Raw genomic sequence first — 18,737 nt, forward strand, 5'->3', positions numbered from 1 at the left:
GCGGATTCCTTTTTCTTGTATGCGCCGGTACTAGAGAGCGCTGGCGGCGTTGGCGTGCGCAGCGTTGGCTACGGCGGTCGCTACATCGGCGGCAACATGCGGATCGAAGACGCTGGGGATAATGTAACTCGCGTTCAGCTCCTCGTCAGCTACCCGGTTGGCGATGGCTTCTGCGGCTGCGACCAGCATGTCCGGCGTAATGTCCGAAGCCCCGGCGTCCAGCAGGCCACGGAAGAACCCTGGGAATGCCAGCACGTTGTTGATCTGGTTCGGGAAGTCGCTGCGACCCGTGGCAACCACGGCTGCGTGCTTTGAAGCGATCACGGGATCGATTTCCGGCGTCGGGTTGGCCATGGCGAAGACGATCGCGTCCTCGGCCATCGAAGCGACCTGCTCTTCGCCGATCACGTGCGGGGCGCTGACGCCGATGAACACGTCCGCACCCTTGAGGGCGTCGTGGAGGGATCCGGAGAAGCCCTCTTCGTTGGTGTTCGCGGCGATCCAGCTGCGGTGTTCGTCGTCATACTTCTCGCCCGAGTGGATGGCGCCCGAGCGGCCAGCGGCAATGATGTGCTGCGCGCCCTGGGCCTTGAGGAGCTGGATGATGGCCGAGCCGGCAGCGCCGACGCCCGAAACCACGATCTTGACCTCGGACAGCTTCTTGTCCACGACGCGCAGCGCGTTTACCAGGGCTGCCAGGGTAACGATCGCGGTGCCGTGCTGATCGTCGTGGAAGACGGGGATGTCCAGTTCTTCGCGGAGGCGGTTCTCGATCTCGAAGCAGCGCGGCGCGGCGATGTCCTCGAGGTTGATGCCGCCGTAGACGGGGGCCATTGCCTTGGCGATCTTGATGATCTCTTCGGTGTCCTGTGTGTCGAGGCAGACGGGCCACGCGTCGACGTTCGCGAACTGCTTGAACAGCGCAGCCTTGCCTTCCATGACCGGAAGCGCGGCGGCGGGACCGATGTTGCCGAGGCCCAGCACGGCCGATCCGTCCGTGAGGACCGCGATGGTGTTGCGCTTGACCGTCAGGTTGCGGGCGGCGGCCGGGTCTTCTGCGATCGCCATGCAGACACGCGCGACGCCGGGAGTGTAGGCACGCGAAAGATCGTCGCGGTTGCGCAGGGCTACTTTGGGGACGACCTCGAGCTTGCCGCCGAGGTGCATGAGGAAGGTGCGGTCCGAGACGTGCTGGACGGTGACGCCGTCGAGGGCGTTCAGGGCGTCCTTGACGCGTGCTGCGTGGTCGTCGTCGGTGGTGTTGCAGGTGACGTCGACAACGATGGTCTCGTGGTGGGATTCCGTGACGTCCAGGGCGGTGATTGCGGCACCGGCTGCGCCGACGGCTGCTGCCAGCTCACTGGTAGCGGTGAAGCTCGACGGTGCGGCGACGCGCAGGGTGATCGAGTTTCCGGGGCTCGGATTCGCCATTGAAATTCCTCCTGTAAGGCCCGTTCCCGGGCCGCCGTTCCAAACTGAATGTTTTCGTATTATGGATATTATTATCTACAAAGTGGAAACACAACCCCTTGCTTGGTCATGTTCGGTGTCATCGCGGAGGTGCGCCTCGTGCTGTATCTTGGGTGTTCTAAGCAATTCTTTTCACGATGTGGATAAGAGTTGTCGGAATCTGAGTCATTGGAGACAAGGGAATGGCTGAAAAAGCCTCCGGAGGCGTGCAGTCCGTTGAGCGCGTCTTTGAACTGTTGGAACTGATCACGGACGCGGGCGGCGATGTCACCCTGAGCGAACTTTCGTCGTCCACTGACCTGCCCCTGCCCACCATCCACCGCCTGCTGCGCACGCTGGTTTCGCTGGGTTACATCCGCCAGCTGCCCAATCGCCGCTATGCCCTGGGCCCGAGGCTCATCCGCTTGGGCGAAGGTGCCAGCAAGCAGCTCGGCGCTGTGGCCCGTCCCCAGCTGAAGACCTTGGTGGAGCGGCTCGGCGAGACGTCCAACATGGCCGTCCTCGATTCCGACATGGTCATCTACGTAGCCCAGGTCCCCTCCATGCACTCCATGCGCATGTTCACCGAGGTCGGCCGCCGCGCCCACACGCACGACACCGGCGTGGGCAAAGCCATCCTGGCCCAGTTGGACGACGACCAGGTCAGGGGCATCGTTGCCCGCACCGGCATGCCCACCCCCACGGCGAAGAGCATCGGGGACATCGATTCCCTGCTGGCGGACCTGAAGCTCATCCGCGAACGTGGCTACTCCATTGACGAGGAAGAGCAGGAGCTTGGCGTGCGCTGCTTCGCCATGGCCGTGCCCAACGCTCCGACGCCCACCGCCATCTCCGTCTCCGGCCCCATCACCCGCGTGGACCAGAGCTTCGCCGACCGCGCTGTGCCCATGCTGCGGGAGGCGGCCCTGGCGATCTCCGCGGAGCTCAACCAGAACTAACACCAGCTCTTTTCCCCGCCGAGTTGGCACTTAATGACAGTGTTTCCCGCAGACATTGCCATTAACTGCCAACTCGGCGGGGTTTTTTGCGCATGTTATTAAGCCGGCGAAAGACGGCAGTGCCCCCAAGGAAACACTGCCGTCTTGCTTGTTCGCCGCGAGCTACCGAGCTAGTGCTCGGACGCCGAGGTGCTCTTGAGCGGGACCTCGTTGCCGTCGGCGTCGATCAGTTTGCCGTTCTCGAAGCGGTCGCCATGTTCGAGGCACTTGATGTCCTCGGGCGTGACCACCCGTTCCGTGCCCGCAACGAACACCGACTGGTTCTCTGAGTTGCCGGCCTTGAAGTGGTTGAACAGGATGTTCAGGATGATCGCCATGACTGCGGCCGAGCTGATGCCGGAGTGGAAGATCGTGGAGAACCAGGACGGGAACTGGTCGTAGAACTTCGGTGCGGCGATCGGGATCATGCCGAAGCCGATCGAGGCAGCGACGATGATCAGGTTCATGTTGTTCTTGTATTCGACCTTGGCGAGGGTGCGGATACCGCTGGCGGCAACCGTACCGAAGAGTACGACGCCGGCACCGCCCAGGACGGGCGTCGGAACCGCTGCGACAACCCGGCCGAGAATCGGCAGGAGGCCCAGGACAACCAGGATCAGGCCGCCGGCGCTGACTACGAAGCGGCTCTTGATGCCCGTAATGGCAACGAGTCCCACGTTTTGGGCGAAGGCGCTCTGGGTGAAGGAGTTGAACAGCGGGGAGATGGCGCTGGAGAGCATGTCTGCGCGGAGACCGTCGCCGATGCGGCGGGAGTCCACCTTGGTGTCAACGATTTCGCCGACTGCGATGATGTCCGCGGAGGTTTCCGTAAGGGTCACTAGGATGACGATCAGCATGGAGATGATCGCAGCGATCTCAAAGGTCGGGGCGCCGAAAGCGAAGGGGGTCGGGAAAGCGACAATGTCGCCCTGGCCAACCTTGGAGAAATCTGCCATGCCGGCGATCAACGCGATGATGGTGCCGATGATCATGGCCAGCAGAATCGAGAGCCTGGAGATGGCGGCGTTGCCCACCTTGCTCAGGAGAAGGACCACGCCCATGGTGGCTGCTGCGAGTCCGATGTTGGCAATGCTGCCGTAGTTGTCAGCCTTGGCGTTGCCGCCCATGGCCCAGTTCGCGGCGACCGGCATCAGTGTCAGGCCGATGGTGGTGATCACCGTGCCGGTAACTACAGGCGGGAAGAACTTGATGATCTTGGAGAACAGGGGAGTGATGGCCAAGCCGATCAGCGACGCCACGATCACTGAACCGAACACCGCCTGGATTCCGCCGCCGCCCTGGACGATTGCCACCATGGTGGAAACGCCGGCGAAGGAAACACCCTGGACTAGCGGGAGCTGGGAGCCGAACCACGGGATGCCGACCGTCTGGAGGATGGTGGCGAGGCCGCCCACAAACAAACAGGCTGCGATCAGGAGGCCGATATCCTGCGAGGACATGCCGGCGGCTGCACCGATGATCAGCGGCGGGGCGATGATTCCGCCGTACATGGTCAGCACGTGCTGGAAACCGTAGGCGAAGGTGCTTCCGATGGAGAGGCGCTTGTCCTCGGGCCGCTCCGGACGGTTCCGCTGTGGCTCGCTGGACGAGGTGGTATTCGCGGGGCGGGACTTCTTCTTGATGTTCATGGCAGACTTTCTGGGTTCATGGCAGACGTCTTCGTCTGGCTAACTGTGTCTGGCTAACAAAATCTTTGGTTGTGGGGTTTTTGGGGTCGGGTTTTGTACAGGTAATGCCTCTAAAGGGGGCGCTCAAGGGCATTACCTGTACAAGAACTCCGAAGGGTGGTGCGGTTTAGCAGAAGCCGGCGATGCCGCTCCAGGCAACGGGTGCAGCCTCGATGTTTTCGCGCTGGACGGTTGCTTCGATGAGGCCGTACGGGCGATCCGCGGCGAAGAAGACCTCGTTGGGGTTGTCCAGGCCGAACGGGCTCAGGTCAACCAGGAAGTGGTGCTTGTTGGGCATGGAGAACTTGATCTCGGCAACTTCGCTGTGTGCTTCCAGGACCTTCTTGCCCATGTCGAACAGCGTCTGCTGCAGTGCGTGGGAGTAGTTCTCGGTGAAGCCTTCGAGCAGGAGTGCCTTGATGTCGTCGTAGCTCTTGTTGAAATCGGTGCTTGAGACGTCCAGGTTTGTGTTGTAGCGCCAGCGGGCGGATACGTCGGTTGCCAGGATGCGGTCGGTGGTCTCCGGCAGGGTGGTGTACTTGTCGCGCGGGTAGCCGACAAAGCCGGACTGTGTGGTCTTCAGGACGGTCAGGTCCTTGAGGCCGGAGACGACGTGGGTGGTTGCGCCATCACGGACGACGACGGCGGTACGCACCTCTTGTCCGTTGCGGACGAAGCTGTGGTCGTGACCCTCGCCGTGGGCCTGGATGCGGTCCCAGGCGTAGGCTTCGGCTTCCCAGCGGCCGCCGGTTACCCAGTCGAATCCACCGGTGAAGTGGTCTGCGAGGCGCAGGAGGAAGGACTCGGGGGAGCCGATGCCTTCACGGGCGAACGCGTAGACGGTGTTCTTCTGCGTGTCGGTGGCAACGACGTGGCCGTTGTCGCCCTCAAGGTGTGCGGCCTGGAAATCGCCCCGCAGCTGCGAGGTGACGTTCAGGTCTTCGATGTGGTGGCGATCTGTATCCCGAGTGACCTTGACGACGCGGACTTCTGCCTTGCCGTACTGGTTTTCGCCGAGGACGATGTTGTTGCTCATGGTCATATCCCAACTTCTGTGCGGTGGAACCTACGTTCCATCAATGAAATTAAGCGCGTGTTTCCACTGCGTTTCTGGTGGCGCCGACCCAACAAAAAAGAGCCGGCATCCATGGATGCCAGCTCATTACGACCCTGCCTGCTGCTCTCAGGTTACGTGACCTACGCCACGAACTCATTCGAGAGTAGCGCATGATTTCGCTTTGTGTACATGGGTCTCCGGGGATCGTTATGAACTATCCGAATGTGACCGGGGCAACTTCCCGTGGCTGGTTCGGGGGTCTTGACGGCTCGATCGCCGACTGCTTAGACTTTCCACATAACAATAAAAATTTTCCGAAGAGCGGAAACTGCGCACAAGAAAGAGGAGGAACAGATGGACTCGAAGGATACGAACAGCGTCGTGGAATTCCCGGCACCGGGCCAGGAACTGTACCTGCCCTTTGGTGCGACAGATCCGGACTTCTACATTCCGGCCGACTGCGACCGCAAAGCCGGCGGGTTCTCCCGTTGGCTCCGCGCGCTCCCGGTGTTCGGCCGGCAGCGTCCCTGATCTGCAACAGGGGCGCGGACTCTGCGCAACAGAGCCAAGGGCGGGCGACACCTGGGGAGGTGTCGCCCGCTTTGTTGTGCCCGCCTGCCCGCGTGCTCACCTGCATCCCGTCTTCGAAGTCGCGGGAAGAGCGCCAAATCGCCGGAAGCTTCCCTGCGAAATGGACGTGTTCCGGCGATTTCGCGTTCCCGCAGACGCCGGACTGGCCGGAGTTGGCCGGAATGGGCCGGCGTCACATTCCGACGGCGTGTGGTCTAGATCACGTAAGCTGGCCTGACGGCCGCCCTCCGGGTTCTTAAATGGGCCGTTGCGGCCCCATTGCGGGCCGCACTTGCTGGCTCGATGGCGCCGGACATTCGTCCGCACGTGTCGTATTGCAGCAGGTCGGGCAAAGACTGACGCTCGTCATCGAGCTGTGCCGGGATGTGGATCCCGGCTGATAAACCCTGCCTTGCAGGAGAAAAAGAGAGCCGGGAGTGGGGATCCGGCAACGCAGCAGCTTCGTTTGCGGCTGCTACCCAAAGGAAATCAATGTCATGAAACCCACTATTTTCACGCTCGGGGCGGTGCTCGCGTTGGCCCTCGCCGGGTGCACGGACCCGGGAACGCCCCCGCCCACCGAAAGCCCTACCGCAACGTCGACGGCGACCGCGGAGCCAACCGCGACCGGCTCGCCGACAGCGGAACCAACTGCGACGGCGACAGCGGAACCAACCGCGACGGCGACAGCGGAACCAACCGCGACGGCGACAGCGGAACCAACCGCGACGGCGACGGCGACGCCGACGGAGGAACCGACGTCGACACCAACGCCCACGCCCACTGGGACCTCGACGCCAACGGAGGAACCGACGTCGACCCCGACGCCCACCGCCACCCCAACGCCCACCGCGACCCCAACGCCCACCGCGACCCCAACGCCCACCGCGACCCCAACGCCCACCGCCACCCCAACGCCCACCGCCACCCCAACCCCCACCCCAACGGCGACCCCAACCCCCACCCCAACGGCGACCCCAACCCCCACCCCGGGCAACCTCGATGCCCTTGCCCGGATCCCCTGGGATGGCGGTCCGAGCTATTGGAAGCGATTCCCGAAAGCTGACGCAGCAGGCTGGGACGATCCAACGTTCCTGCCGATCGTGGTCTGGTACGGCTCACCGGGAAGCGACGCGCAGCTGAAGTACGACAAAGCGCTCGGGATCAACACCTACGCACAAGGCAACCCTGCAACCCCTTCTGCGGGCATCACGGCCAACGGCATGTACACGTTGTTCTCGCCCACTGACGCCCCCGCGGGCTGGGCCAGCCAAGTGGGGACGCTCCTGGATGATGAGGTGGACGGCCGATTCGACACTGCATCGGGCCTGGCGCATATGCGTTCGCTGGCGGCGCAGTCTGATCCCGCCACAACGGGCCGCTTCACCTACTCAAACTGGACGTCCGGAATCCTCACCTACGACCGGTCCATGCAGTTCAGCGTGGACTACTACAACACAGCCAACGTGAACTCGGTGGATCAGTACTTTTACGCCGTACCGCAGTGCGACTGGGGTGATAACCAGCTTCGGTGGCGTACGCCCGCCGGCCAGAACCCGATCGTGACGGCGAACTGCCGGACGGCGTCGAGCTACGGCAAGATCATCTCGCTGCAAAACGAGGTCAATGCGGCCCGCGGTGTGCAGGCTCCCATCTGGGCTCTCCCGACAGTCGTGTCCACGGGCGGGTCCACAGGAGGCTACCGGCAGCTCACGCCGGAGCAGACAAAGGCCCAGGTGTGGGCGAGCATCATCCATGAGGCCCGTGGAATTGTCTGGTTCAGCCAGTCGCCGGACCAGCAAAACATCAACGACTGCATCAGTGGGGACGCCTTCGCCGATGCGCGGCTCAAAGGTACCCCGTGCCTCAAGGATCAAGTGGCAGCGGTCGGCGTCGTGAACAACCAGATCAAGGAGCTCGCTCCGGTGATCAACACACAGTCGTATGTGTGGAATTTCGGTCAGGGCATCGACTCGATGTTGAAGGTCAAGGATGGCTCCGCGTATGTCTTTGCCATGGGCAAGGATGGCGCCACCGGGTCCAGGACCTTCACCCTGCCGGCAGGAATCACAGGCACGCAGGTAGAGGTCGTGGGCGAGAATCGGAGCATCCCGGTCCAGGGTGGCAAGTTTACTGATTCGTTCGCGAACGAGTACACGCACCACATTTACAAGATCGCGATCTAGCCGGGCCGCGTCGACGCTGGAGATCGACGCGACCCACGGCGCGAGACCGCTGGAAAGCTGCGAAAACGCCGGAACGTTCCCTGCGAAGTGGACGCGTTCCGGCGTTTTCGTGCGCGGCCGCAGCGCGTGAAGACTACCCAGCCACCAGCTTCCGGGCAGCCGCAGAGTGCTCCGCGATCAACCCAGCGACGTCCAGATCAGGAATCGCCCCGTCCACAACCCGCCACGAACCTCCAACCATCACGCGGTCTGCCCGGTCTGCGCCGCACAGCAACAGAGCAGCAACGGGATCGTGGCTGCCCGAGAAGCGCAGGGAATCGAGCTTGAACAGGGCCAGATCGGCCTGCAAACCCGGCGCCAGCTGACCGATATCAGAACGCCCAAGCACCGCGGCAGATCCCCGCGTCGCCCAACCAAGTGCACGGGACACAGGAACCGATGCTCCATAGCGCAGCCGCTGCAGGTACAGGGCCTGCCGCGCCTCAAGGATCATGTTGGAGGCATCGTTCGACGCCGAACCATCCACTCCCAGCCCCACCGGCACACCCGCTGCCTCAAGTTCCAGGACCCGCGCGGTCCCGGACGCCAGCCGCATGTTGGAGGTTGGGCAATGCGCGACGGCGGTTCCCGCGGCTCCCAGCCTGGCGATCTCCTCGTCGTTGAAATGGATTCCGTGGCCCAGCCAGGTCCGGGATCCAAGCCAGCCAACCGATTCCAGATAGTCCACGGTCCGCAGGCCGAACATTGAACGGCAGAAGTCTTCCTCGTCGATGGTTTCGGCAAGATGGGTGTGCAGCCGGACATCGAAGCGTTCGGCCATGACCGCGGATTCGGCCATGATTTCCTTGGTCACGGAGAATGGCGAGCAAGGAGCCAGCGCGATCTGAACGGAGGCGCCGGGACCGGTCTCGTGATACGTGCGAATCAGCCGTTCGCTGTCCGCAAGAATCGCCTCAGGTGACTGGACCGTGGTCCGGGGCGGCAGCCCGCCGTCGTCCTCTCCCAAGGTCATGGAACCGCGCGTGAGGGTGGCCCGCATCCCCATGGATCGGACGGCGGCGACCTCGATGTCGATCGCGTCTTCCATGCCGTCGGGGAAGAGGTAGTGGTGGTCGGCGGCCGTGGTGCAGCCGGACAGCAGGAGTTCGGCCAGCGCAACCTTCACGGCCAGCTCCAGGCTCTTGGGGGTCAGCCGCGCCCACACCGGATAGAGGTTCTGAAGCCAGGGGAAGAGCGGAACGTCGGCCACCGGTCCCCAGGCGCGCGTGAGCGTTTGGTAGAAGTGGTGATGGGTGTTGATGAGCCCCGGCAGCACCACGTGCGCTGAGGCATCGAACTCGGTGCAGGGAACGGTCGGCCGCCCGCCTGAAGGTACGAGTTCCAGAATGGTGCCGGACTCCGAGACCACCAGTCCGTTGCCGGCGTCGAGGTCGTTTGCGGTGAAGATACCCAGTGGGTTTTTGATCCAAAGCATGCGCAGGTTCCTTGTCTGGTCGGCATGTATGCGTTCCAGCTCAGTTAGGTCCTGTCTGCTGATCCAGGCACCGGTCGCCAGAGAGGCGCCGGTCCAGAAATCGTAAAAGGCGCGACGGCGGCAGTCAACGCCCGCGGCACAGGCCGCCGGTCACATTGGCGCACCAAACGGTGGTGAGGCACGCTGAATAAGTAATTTCGCATGACGAAATTAAACTTTCAAAAAACTATGGCGCGGCTCACAAACGTGGTGCTACGCTTTCAACTGCCAAAGGCGGGCACCCGGACCTCGGGAAGCTATCTACCAGGCGCAACTTAACCTTCATCGCACATGCTGAAGCCTGGTAACCAAGCTAACTGGAGCTCTTTGCAGCGCCCCCAACAGGTTCACCCGGCTTCCACAGCACTAAGGAAGTCGCAACATGAGTACAACCGTCACGGCCGAGCAATTCCTGGCCACCTCCATTGAGCTGGCAACAGCCAATGTCCTGAACAGTGGTGGCCCTTTCGGCGCCGTCATTGTTACCGCGGACGGACGAGCCTTCGAAGGCGTCAACCGCGTCACCGCCTCGAACGATCCCACAGCACACGCAGAAGTCACGGCCATCCGTAACGCCTGCCGCGAACTGGGAACCTTCGACCTCAGCGGAGCAACCCTCTACACCAGCTGCGAGCCATGCCCCATGTGCCTGGCTTCCGCGCTGTGGGCACGCGTGGACCGCGTGTTCTTTGCCGCAGACCGTCACGACGCCGCATCCGTTGGCTTCGATGACGCCGTCTTCTACGAGTACTTCGAGAACGACAACCGGGACGCGCTGATGCCGGTAGCCAAGCTGGAACTGGGCGACCCCCAGGCTCCGGAGGCCCTCCAGCCGTTCAACACATGGAACACGCTTGATTCCAGGATTGACTACTAGGGCCCGGTGGCTGACATGGAAATCCTGGATACCGCAGACATGCGAAACTCTGCTGAAAAGCAGACAGCAGCTGAAAAGCAGGCTGCGCTCTTCCCCAATGGGGACAACGGCGCAGAGCCCACAGCAGCAAAGCACACGGCAACCGGCCCCGCCAATGGCAACGGCCAGAAGCCCCCACACTTCCTGGACAAGTTCTTCCAGATCACCAAGCGCGGCTCGACTCTGGCCCGGGAATTCCGAGGCGGCCTGGTCACCTTCTTCACCATGGCCTACATTGTCATCCTCAACCCGCTGATCCTGGGCGGCTTCTCCGCGGAGAATGCTCCCACGGACGTGGCAGGCGGTTGGCTCTCGGCAGCACAGGTTGGTGCCGTCACGGGCCTGACCGCCGGCGTCATGACCATCGTCTTCGGCCTGATCGCAAACCTCCCCTTCGGACTTGCGGCGGGCCTCGGCATCAACTCGTTCCTGGCCGTCGCCGTGATCCAAGAGGTCACCTGGCCCGAAGCCATGGGCCTGGTGGTCATCAACGGCATCCTGATCGTCCTCTTCGGAGCCACGGGCGCCCGGACGGCGATCTTCAAGGCAGTGCCCAAGGAACTCAAGGCCGCCATCACCGTCGGCATCGGCCTGTTCATTGCCTTCATCGGCTTCGTCGACTCCGGCTTCGTCCGTCCCACCAAGGGCGGCCCACCGGTCCAGCTCGGCAACGATGGATCCATCACCTCCATCCCCACCCTTGTTTTCATTGTCGGATTGCTGGTCATGGGTATCCTCGTGGCACGCAAGATCCAGGGCGGCCTGCTCATCGGCATCGTCGCTACAACCGTCCTCGCCGCTGTTGCCGAGGCCGTGTTCCGGATCGGTCCCGGCACCGCGGACAACCCCGGCGGCTGGCACCTCAACACCCCGGTGCTCTCCGGCCAGTTGGTTTCCGTTCCGGACCTGAGCCTGGTGGGCCAGTTCGACCTCTTTGGCTCGTTCGCCCGGATTGGCGGCCTGGCCGCTACGATGTTGGTCTTCACGTTGGTGTTCACCAACTTCTTCGATGCCATGGGCACCATGACCGGCCTGGCCAAGAGCGCCGGCGTGGCCCACAAGGACGGCACGTTCCCCAAGCTGAAGTCCGCGTTCATCGTCGAGGGCATGGGTGCAGTGGTCGGTGGCGCAACCTCGGGCTCGTCCAACACCGTGTACATCGACTCCGCAGCGGGCATCGGTGAAGGCGCCCGCACGGGCCTGGCCTCCGTGGTCACCGGCTTGCTGTTCCTGGGCTCGATGTTCTTCACCCCGCTGACCTCCGTGGTTCCGCTCGAAGTGGCAGCGGCAGCGCTGGTGGTGGTGGGTGCGATGATGATGGCCCAGATCCGCGAGATCAAGTTCACCAAGTTCGCGATCGCGCTCCCTGCCTTCCTGACCATCGTCACGATGCCCCTGACGTACTCCATCGCCAACGGCATCGGCGTCGGCTTCATCTCCTTCGCCGTGGTCAACGCGGCGTCCGGTAAAGCCAAGAAGGTCCATCCGCTCATGTGGGCGGTCACGGCGGGCTTCATCATCTACTTTGCCCGCGGCCCGATCAACGCCCTGATGGGGATCTGACCGGAGCCGCAACACCCCGGGCCGGCGGGTCTTTTCCGGCACTCTGATCGGCGGTCCGCCGGACCCACCGCACGAATAGGCGTCCGTCGTCGTGGTCCCTTTCACCGGGCACGACGGCGGGCGGCGGCCGGGTGCCGACGCTCCGTCAGGGAACGGGGGCAGGGAGATGAAGCCCTTGCCCCCGTTCCTATGGAATGTCAGTTCCCATGAACTCTTATCGAATTGGCGCGACTACCCCTCAACACCCTCTGCGAATGAGAACATGGGGCAAGATCGCGCACTGCTCCGGCCGGGCCATCCCGGCCGGGACACCTGGAAAAAGGACGTGTTGCCATGCTGGATCTGATGCCCTCACTGGGCGGCTGGCGGCCTGCGGTCTCGGGCCAACGCTTGGCGGTGGCCACGATCGTGGGCAGCGGCGGCTCCGTGCCGCGGCCCCTGGGGACCTCCATGATGGTCTCCGAAAACGGCGATATCCTGGGCAGCTTGTCCGGTGGTTGCGTGGAGGGCGCTGTTGTCGAGGCTGCATTGGAGGCCATGCGCGACGGCGGTTCGCGCCTTGAGTCCTATGGCTACAGTGCCGAGGACGCGTTCGCCGTCGGACTTACCTGTGGGGGCGAGCTGGAAGTCCACATCCAGCCTTTCGGTGCCGGAGCGCCGGAACTTGCCGTCTTCGCCGGGGAACGACGCCCCGCAGCCTTGATCCGTCGGCTCGATGCCGGGGGAGGGGTCATGGTGGTCGAGGATCCTGTGCGGTTCCGGGCCATGGAATCCGAGGAACTGGCCGTCCTGGTGGGCGACCATCCCTCCACACTCTTTGCGGCCGCCGCCCAGGTTGAGCCCTTGCTCCAAGGCGGCCGTGCCGGCTTGGTCCGCCTGGCGCCGCCCGAGGGGTGCATCGATGGCTGGGTCACCACGGAGAGATTGGCGGCCCCGCCCCGGGAAGAGGAAGAGCCGCAACCCATCACGCTGTTCGTGGAAAGCCGTTTGCCGGCAGCACGCATGCTGATTTTCGGTGCGAACGACTTCGGTGCGGCGTTGCTTCCGGCCGGGCAACTCCTGGGCTACAACGTCACCCTCTGCGATGCACGGCCCGCGTTCGCTTCCCAGGCCCGTTTCGCAGGTGCAGACCAGGTAGTCACCGACTGGCCGCATCGCTATCTCGAGGCCGAGGCCGCAGCCGGTCGGCTCGATTCCCGGGCAGTGTTGTGCGTGCTCACCCACGACCCCAAATTCGACATCCCCTTGCTCAAGGCCGCCCTCCGGCTGAACTTGTCCTACGTCGGGGCCATGGGTTCACGCCGCAGCCACCGGCAACGGGTGGACGCCCTCGTCGAGGCAGGAACTCCCGCCGAGTATTTGGAACGGCTGCATTCGCCCATTGGACTGGACCTTGGCGCGGTAACTCCAGCCGAAGTCGCGGTCTCCATCACGGCCGAGATCATCGCCGAGCGGGGCGCCGGCGCAAAGACCACGGGCTTTCCTTCCTTGAAGGACAGCACCGGCCCAATCCACCCAGCACCTCAACACCTCACCCAGGAGGACCCATGGACATGAACACCATCGAGGCCGTGGTCCCCACCACGGACCCGAAACAATGGCGCGACGGCGATGCCTGGCTCGCCGGCGGAACGGTCCTTTTCTCCTATGGAAGCACCGTCCTCAAGCGGCTACTGGACCTTGGAGACGCAGGCTGGTCCGCCATCACCATCACCGACGAAGGCATCGAACTTGCCGCAACCTGCACGGTGGCGGAGCTCTACGATCTGCCTGACTCTGCAGAAGTGGCCCACCGCGAATGGCCCGGACTGGCCTTGATCCGTCCCAGCTGCGACTCCTTCGTGGCCTCTTTCAAGGTCTGGAACATGTCCACGGTGGGCGGGAACATCTGCACCTCACTTCCTGCGGGACCCATGACCTCGCTGTGCGCCGGTCTCGACGGCGTCGCCACCATCTTCAGCCCTGACGGCAGCAGCCGCACCGTCCCGGTAGCGGACTTCGTGACCGGAGACATGGAGAACGTCCTCGCTCCTGGAGAGTTGCTTCGCAGCATCCACCTTCCTGCCGAGGCACTGTCCGCCCGGGTGGCCTTCCGTCGGCTGTCCCTGAGCAACCTTGGACGCTCCGGTGTGCTCCTGATAGGCCGGCTGGACCCCGTTTTCGGCTTGGTCATCACCGTCACCGCGTCCACCAAACGTCCGGTGCAGCTGAGGTTCGCCGCGGACGAGGTTCCTGACGCCGCCGCGTTGGCTGCCGCCGTCGAGCATTCCATCCCTCAGGAGCTGTACCACGATGACATCCACGGCCTTCCGGCGTGGCGTCGGGACATGACCGTGAAGCTTGCCGAGGAGATCAGGACGGAGCTGCTGGATGAGTCGATGACCGTGTCCGGCGATTTCTGGCCGCCGCACGCCACCTCGCCCCAGCCGTCCACGCAACCCGAAACTCCAGGCACCCAGAAGGAGGCCTCCCATGGCAATTGAGATCAACGGCGCTGCCTCGCAGGCCACACCCCGACCCGGCCAGTGCCTGCGTACTTTCCTCCGCGAGCAGGGCAACTTTGGCGTCAAGAAGGGCTGCGACGGCGGTGACTGCGGTGCGTGCACCGTGCACGTCGACGGCACGCCGGTCCACAGCTGCATCTACCCGGCCGTTCGCGCCGAGGGCAAAGCCGTCACCACCATCGAAGGCCTCGCGACCGACGGCCTGCATCCAGTGCAGGAGCAGTTCCTGGAGGCCCAAGGTTTCCAGTGCGGGTTCTGCACCGCCGGGATGATGATGACTGCAGCAACTTTCGACGACGAACAGCGCGCCAACCTGCCGCGCAACCTCAAGGGAAACCTGTGCCGGTGCACGGGTTACCGCTCAATTGCCGACGCCGTGTGCGGGCAAGGTGGCGAGCACCAGCATGGCGCGGATCAAGGCGTGGGCCAGCTCGGGGACAACGTCCCCGCCCCCGCCGGCCAGGCCGTGGTCACCGGGACCGCCCGCTACTCACTGGACGTCCCGGCCGAGCAGCTCCCGGGCCTGCTGCACATGAAACTCCTGCGTTCGCCGCACCCACACGCACGCATTGTGTCGATCGACAAGGCACCCGCGTTGGCTGTTCCCGGCGTAGTGGCGGTGTTCACCCACGAGGACGCTCCGCAGCAGCTCTTCTCCACGGCCCAGCACGAGAACTACACGGACGATCCCGATGACACCCGCGTCTTGGACAACGTGGTTCGCTTCATTGGGCAGCGCGTTGCCGCCGTCGTGGCCGAATCCGTGGGCGCAGCAGAAGCAGGTGCCCGAGCGCTGGAAGTCCAGTACGAACTCATGGAACCGGTGTTTACTCCCCAAGAGGCCATCCTTCCGGGAGCCCCCGCGATTCACGGCGAGAAGGACGGCGTGTTCTCCCGCATTTCACGGCCGCTGCAGAACGTCGTGGCAGAGGTCCATGCCGAACTGGGCAGCGTGGAGGACGGATTCGCAGCGTCCGATTTCATCCATGAGCACACGTACCAGACGCAGCGTGTGCAGCACGTGGCCATGGAAACGCATGCCTCCATTGCCTGGGTGGATGAGGAGGGCCGACTGATGGTCCGTTCGTCCACGCAGGTTCCTTTCCTGGTGAAGCGTACGCTGAGCCGCCTGTTCAACCTGGCTCCTGAGACCATCCGGGTAGTTGCCGGACGTGTGGGCGGCGGTTTTGGCGGCAAGCAGGAAGTGCTGACCGAGGACCTGGCGGCGTTGGCTGCCTTGGCGCTGCGCAGGCCGGTGCAGCTGGAGTTCACCCGGACCGAGCAATTCACCGCCACCACCACCCGGCACCCGTTCACCATCCACCTCAAGGCCGGGGCCACCAGGGACGGCTATCTCACTGCCCTGCAACTGAACGTGCTCACGAACACCGGGGCCTACGGAAACCACGCTCCCGGCGTGATGTTCCACGGTTGTGGTGAATCGTTGGCCGTCTACAAGTGCGTGAACAAGAAGGTGGACGCCCACGCCGTGTACACCAACACGGTTCCCGCCGGGGCTTTCCGCGGGTATGGCTTGAGCCAGATGATCTTCGCCATCGAGTCGGCCATTGATGAGCTCGCCACTGGGATCGGCATGGATCCCCTGGAATTCCGGCTCAAAAACATGGTCCGGCCCGGTGACCATATGCTCTCCACGACTCCCGAGCCCGAAGAAGACGTGCACTACGGAAGCTACGGCCTGGACCAGTGCGTGGCGTTGGTGCGGGACGCTTTGGACCGTGGCAAGGAACGCTACCGTGCCGCAGGACTGGATGACCTCGGCCCGGAGTGGGTGGTGGGGGAGGGCTCAGCCCTGTCCATGATCGACACCGTCCCGCCCCGCGGCCACTTCGCCCACACCCGGGTGAGCCTGGAAGCGGACGGAAGGTTCGCCGTCGACGTCGGTACTGCGGAATTCGGGAACGGCACCACAACCGTGCACGCGCAGCTGGCTGCCACCGCGCTGGGGACCACTGCCTACAAGATCCTGGTGCGGCAATCGGACACCGACCTGGTGGAGCACGATACCGGCGCTTTCGGCTCGGCCGGGACCGTGGTTGCGGGCAAGGCGACGCTCGGTGCGGCGCTGGAGCTGGCTACCCGCATCCAAACCGTCGCCGCTTCGCTGACCGGCGTTCCTCTGACGGAATGCCGTCTGGTGGACGGGGCGGTTGAGTGCGGGGACCGTTCGGTTCCGCTGAAGGAAATCGTCGACGCCGCCAGGCTCCAAGGCGTCCGGCTCGCCACCGATGGCAACTGGGGAGGAACACCCCGCTCGGTCGCGTTCAACGTGCACGGTTTCCGCGTTGCTGTTAACAAGGGCACGGGCGAGCTGCGGATCCTGCAGAGCGTGCAGGCGGCCGACGCCGGGGTGGTGGTGAACCCGCGGCAATGCCGGGGCCAGATTGAGGGCGGCATTGCACAGGCCCTGGGCGCAACGCTGTACGAGGAAGTGAAGGTGGACGACGCCGGCCGGGTCACCACGGACATCCTGCGGCAGTACCACATCCCGTCGTTCGCCGACGTGCCCCGGAGCGAGGTGTATTTCGCCAAGACCAACGATTCCACTGGTCCGCTGGGCGCCAAGTCCATGAGTGAGAGCCCCTTCAACCCGGTCGCTCCCGCACTGGCCAACGCGATTCGCAACGCCACGGGGATCCGCTTCGGCGAGCTCCCCATCGCGAGGGACAAGATCTACCTGGCCCTCCGCGACCACACCCTGATCCCCAACTGACCCAACTAGGGGACAGTAAACGTCGCAATGGACGCCCGTAGCGACGTTTGCTGTCCCCTACTTGGGTTGAAGGGGGAGTTCCATGAACACGCTGTTGGGGTCCAGGGTGTAATCGGCAAAAGGAGCGCACTCCGTGAAGCCGTGCCGGGCGTACAAACGCCGGGCCGGAGCGAAGTAGTCTTCGGTGCCCGTTTCCAAGGCCAACCGTGAAAAGCCCCGGGTCCTGGCTTCGGCCACAATGTGCTTCAACAGGAGTGTTGCCACGCCCCTGCCGCGGGCCTCGGAGGCGGTGCGCATGGACTTCAGCTCCGCCTCGCCCGGCGCGCCAAGCACCTTCAACGCGCCACAACCCAGCAGCACCCCGTCTTCCCGGGCCGTCCAGAACGTGATCGACTCATGGGACAACGCCGAGTGGTCCAAGGCATGCACGCTCTCCGCGGGCGATGTCGCGAACATGTCAGCCAAATGCTCACTGAGGAGGGCGTGGACATCGGGGCGTGCGGGATCATCGGGCTCAATGCGGATCATGAACCCGAATTTACCGGGTTCACATTTCCAGCAAGTGAAGCTGGTCTTTGGTATCCAGGTCCTCGCCCGAGCACAGATCGCTGCAGTCCACCAGATCCACCAACCCCGGATGCGCCTTGAGGAACGAGCGCGCGCCGGTATCGCCATGGGCAGCTGCCGCCGCTTGGGAGCGGAGTTCGACGTCGAAAATCACCGGGTGCCTCCGCTTCAGGCGGCCAGACTCATCTGGATACGCGGCTGCGGTGACCCGTCCCGGACGGTGGCTGCCCAGCAGCCTGCTCACCGCCGTCGGGGTTAATCCGGGCTGGTCCACCAAAGCGACCATGATGCTGTTTCCCGCGGCTGCGGCGTCGATGCCCGCGCGGAAGGATCCTGCCATGCCCTTGGCCCAGTCCGGGTTTTCCACCACCTTGTAGGCGCCCAGGTCCGTGCTGCTGCGGATACGGTCGGCCTCTGCTCCGAGCACCACCACGACTTCGTTGCAGCCGCCGTCGAACAGGGTATCGGCCAGGACTTCCACCAGCGTCCGGGCGCGGTACGGCAACAACGCCTTGGGCCCGCGGCCCAATCGTGTGCCGGCGCCCGCGGCGAGCAGGACGCCCGTGGTGGGCGCCGTGCCGGTCTGAGTCATATCCTCACCATACGCGCGGGGGTCCATCGGGTCTCTAGCTCCATGCTGGCTTTCCATTTGATCTACCTATATCGGTTTCAAACTACTGCTGAGTAGGGGTTTTGGGCCTGTGAAATGGCCGTTATGGTCATTGAGGAGTTATGAAGTCAGCTCGAGAACGCAACGACGCGTGAAAGAACAGGGGACATGGCGGGCACTTTCGAAATCCTCAAGTCAGGGAGCAATTCATTCCGTTTCCGGCTCACAGCAGACGACGGCACGGTGGTGGCAATGTCGCCGCAGTTTCCGAACCTGAAGGCAGTGGTGGCCGGCATCAACGCAGTCCGTGAAAACGCGGCGACTGGCTTCGTGGTCGATCGGCGGAACCTGGGCACCTGATGCCCCGCCTGCGCAACGAGAA

At 63.8% G+C, this 18,737-nt stretch carries 16 protein-coding genes; 10 read left to right on the forward strand and 6 right to left on the reverse strand.

Going from position 1 to position 18,737, the window contains the following annotated elements:
• Positions 1-30: 30 nt before the first annotated feature.
• Positions 31-1,431 (reverse strand): NAD-dependent malic enzyme, encoded by a 1,401-nt coding sequence (locus PQ627_RS09000; RefSeq protein WP_144661368.1) that lies wholly within the window; start codon positions 1,429-1,431, stop codon positions 31-33.
• A 221-nt stretch (positions 1,432-1,652) separates the two neighbouring features.
• On the opposite strand from PQ627_RS09000, the gene PQ627_RS09005 reads away from it, so the two are divergent.
• Positions 1,653-2,408 carry an IclR family transcriptional regulator gene (locus PQ627_RS09005; RefSeq protein WP_144661369.1) on the forward strand — a complete coding sequence of 252 codons (756 nt, stop codon included), beginning with the start codon at positions 1,653-1,655 and terminating at the stop codon, positions 2,406-2,408.
• A gap of 170 nt (positions 2,409-2,578) precedes the next feature.
• Here the strand turns inward: PQ627_RS09005 and PQ627_RS09010 are convergent, their stop codons facing one another.
• Together PQ627_RS09010 and pucL are read right to left on the reverse strand one after the other, a co-directional pair.
• Entirely contained in the window at positions 2,579-4,096 is a 1,518-nt protein-coding gene (locus tag PQ627_RS09010; RefSeq protein ID WP_186313585.1) for a nucleobase:cation symporter-2 family protein, read from the reverse strand.
• Positions 4,097-4,262: 166 nt separating this feature from the next.
• Positions 4,263-5,177, reverse strand: a complete 915-nt coding sequence (gene pucL / locus PQ627_RS09015; RefSeq protein WP_186313586.1) for a factor-independent urate hydroxylase — start codon at positions 5,175-5,177, stop codon at positions 4,263-4,265.
• A gap of 369 nt (positions 5,178-5,546) precedes the next feature.
• Here pucL and PQ627_RS09020 point away from each other — a divergent pair, with 369 nt between their 5' ends.
• The 3 genes from PQ627_RS09020 (at position 5,547) to PQ627_RS09030 (ending at position 7,948) form a co-directional block, all read left to right on the forward strand.
• Positions 5,547-5,723, forward strand: a complete 177-nt coding sequence (locus PQ627_RS09020; RefSeq protein WP_018778855.1) for a hypothetical protein — start codon at positions 5,547-5,549, stop codon at positions 5,721-5,723.
• Between the two features lie 589 nt (positions 5,724-6,312).
• Complete coding sequence (locus PQ627_RS09025; RefSeq protein ID WP_274260203.1) at positions 6,313-6,828, forward strand: hypothetical protein; 516 nt, start codon at positions 6,313-6,315, stop codon at positions 6,826-6,828.
• A gap of 37 nt (positions 6,829-6,865) precedes the next feature.
• Positions 6,866-7,948, forward strand: coding sequence for a hypothetical protein (locus tag PQ627_RS09030; RefSeq protein ID WP_274260206.1), 1,083 nt, complete (start codon positions 6,866-6,868; stop codon positions 7,946-7,948).
• Positions 7,949-8,081: 133 nt separating this feature from the next.
• Here the strand turns inward: PQ627_RS09030 and PQ627_RS09035 are convergent, their stop codons facing one another.
• Positions 8,082-9,422 carry an 8-oxoguanine deaminase gene (locus tag PQ627_RS09035; RefSeq protein ID WP_274260208.1) on the reverse strand — a complete coding sequence of 447 codons (1,341 nt, stop codon included), beginning with the start codon at positions 9,420-9,422 and terminating at the stop codon, positions 8,082-8,084.
• A 421-nt stretch (positions 9,423-9,843) separates the two neighbouring features.
• Between PQ627_RS09035 and PQ627_RS09040 the strand changes: the two genes are divergently transcribed.
• The 5 genes from PQ627_RS09040 (at position 9,844) to PQ627_RS09060 (ending at position 17,178) form a co-directional block, all read left to right on the forward strand.
• Positions 9,844-10,338: a nucleoside deaminase gene (locus PQ627_RS09040; RefSeq protein WP_018778860.1), complete on the forward strand. Its 495-nt coding sequence runs from the start codon at positions 9,844-9,846 to the stop codon at positions 10,336-10,338.
• A 6-nt stretch (positions 10,339-10,344) separates the two neighbouring features.
• Positions 10,345-11,940, forward strand: coding sequence for an NCS2 family permease (locus PQ627_RS09045; protein ID WP_274260211.1), 1,596 nt, complete (start codon positions 10,345-10,347; stop codon positions 11,938-11,940).
• 333 nt (positions 11,941-12,273) lie between these two features.
• Positions 12,274-13,497 carry an XdhC family protein gene (locus PQ627_RS09050; protein ID WP_274260213.1) on the forward strand — a complete coding sequence of 408 codons (1,224 nt, stop codon included), beginning with the start codon at positions 12,274-12,276 and terminating at the stop codon, positions 13,495-13,497.
• On the forward strand, positions 13,488-14,423 hold the full coding sequence (locus PQ627_RS09055) for an FAD binding domain-containing protein (RefSeq protein WP_274260215.1): 936 nt from the start codon (positions 13,488-13,490) through the stop codon (positions 14,421-14,423). Before PQ627_RS09050 ends, PQ627_RS09055 begins: the two co-directional genes overlap by 10 nt.
• Positions 14,413-17,178, forward strand: a complete 2,766-nt coding sequence (locus PQ627_RS09060) for a molybdopterin-dependent oxidoreductase (protein ID WP_274260217.1) — start codon at positions 14,413-14,415, stop codon at positions 17,176-17,178. Before PQ627_RS09055 ends, PQ627_RS09060 begins: the two co-directional genes overlap by 11 nt.
• Positions 17,179-17,235: 57 nt before the next feature.
• Here PQ627_RS09060 and PQ627_RS09065 read toward each other — a convergent pair whose 3' ends face one another.
• Both PQ627_RS09065 and nboR read right to left on the reverse strand, forming a co-directional pair.
• Positions 17,236-17,706 carry a GNAT family N-acetyltransferase gene (locus PQ627_RS09065; RefSeq protein ID WP_274260219.1) on the reverse strand — a complete coding sequence of 157 codons (471 nt, stop codon included), beginning with the start codon at positions 17,704-17,706 and terminating at the stop codon, positions 17,236-17,238.
• Between the two features lie 19 nt (positions 17,707-17,725).
• Positions 17,726-18,364, reverse strand: coding sequence for a nicotine blue oxidoreductase (nboR, locus tag PQ627_RS09070; protein WP_274260235.1), 639 nt, complete (start codon positions 18,362-18,364; stop codon positions 17,726-17,728).
• Between the two features lie 159 nt (positions 18,365-18,523).
• Between nboR and PQ627_RS09075 the strand changes: the two genes are divergently transcribed.
• Entirely contained in the window at positions 18,524-18,715 is a 192-nt protein-coding gene (locus PQ627_RS09075) for a YegP family protein (protein ID WP_144661379.1), read from the forward strand.
• The last annotated feature ends 22 nt before the right edge of the window (positions 18,716-18,737 follow it).

Origin of the sequence: Paenarthrobacter sp. AB444 (genome assembly GCF_028736865.1) — a bacterium.
Classification (GTDB): domain Bacteria; phylum Actinomycetota; class Actinomycetes; order Actinomycetales; family Micrococcaceae; genus Arthrobacter; species Arthrobacter nicotinovorans_B.

Coding starts and splice junctions, on each gene's coding strand:
- PQ627_RS09020 (WP_018778855.1), top strand. CDS start 5,547: ATGGACTCGAAGGATACGAACAGCGTCGTGGAATTCCCGGCACCGGGC.
- PQ627_RS09065 (WP_274260219.1), bottom strand. CDS start 17,706: ATGATCCGCATTGAGCCCGATGATCCCGCACGCCCCGATGTCCACGCC.
- PQ627_RS09005 (WP_144661369.1), top strand. CDS start 1,653: ATGGCTGAAAAAGCCTCCGGAGGCGTGCAGTCCGTTGAGCGCGTCTTT.
- PQ627_RS09000 (WP_144661368.1), bottom strand. CDS start 1,431: ATGGCGAATCCGAGCCCCGGAAACTCGATCACCCTGCGCGTCGCCGCA.
- PQ627_RS09060 (WP_274260217.1), top strand. CDS start 14,413: ATGGCAATTGAGATCAACGGCGCTGCCTCGCAGGCCACACCCCGACCC.
- PQ627_RS09055 (WP_274260215.1), top strand. CDS start 13,488: ATGGACATGAACACCATCGAGGCCGTGGTCCCCACCACGGACCCGAAA.
- PQ627_RS09075 (WP_144661379.1), top strand. CDS start 18,524: ATGGCGGGCACTTTCGAAATCCTCAAGTCAGGGAGCAATTCATTCCGT.
- PQ627_RS09050 (WP_274260213.1), top strand. CDS start 12,274: ATGCTGGATCTGATGCCCTCACTGGGCGGCTGGCGGCCTGCGGTCTCG.
- nboR (WP_274260235.1), bottom strand. CDS start 18,364: ATGGACCCCCGCGCGTATGGTGAGGATATGACTCAGACCGGCACGGCG.
- PQ627_RS09010 (WP_186313585.1), bottom strand. CDS start 4,096: ATGAACATCAAGAAGAAGTCCCGCCCCGCGAATACCACCTCGTCCAGC.
- PQ627_RS09040 (WP_018778860.1), top strand. CDS start 9,844: ATGAGTACAACCGTCACGGCCGAGCAATTCCTGGCCACCTCCATTGAG.
- PQ627_RS09035 (WP_274260208.1), bottom strand. CDS start 9,422: ATGCTTTGGATCAAAAACCCACTGGGTATCTTCACCGCAAACGACCTC.
- pucL (WP_186313586.1), bottom strand. CDS start 5,177: ATGACCATGAGCAACAACATCGTCCTCGGCGAAAACCAGTACGGCAAG.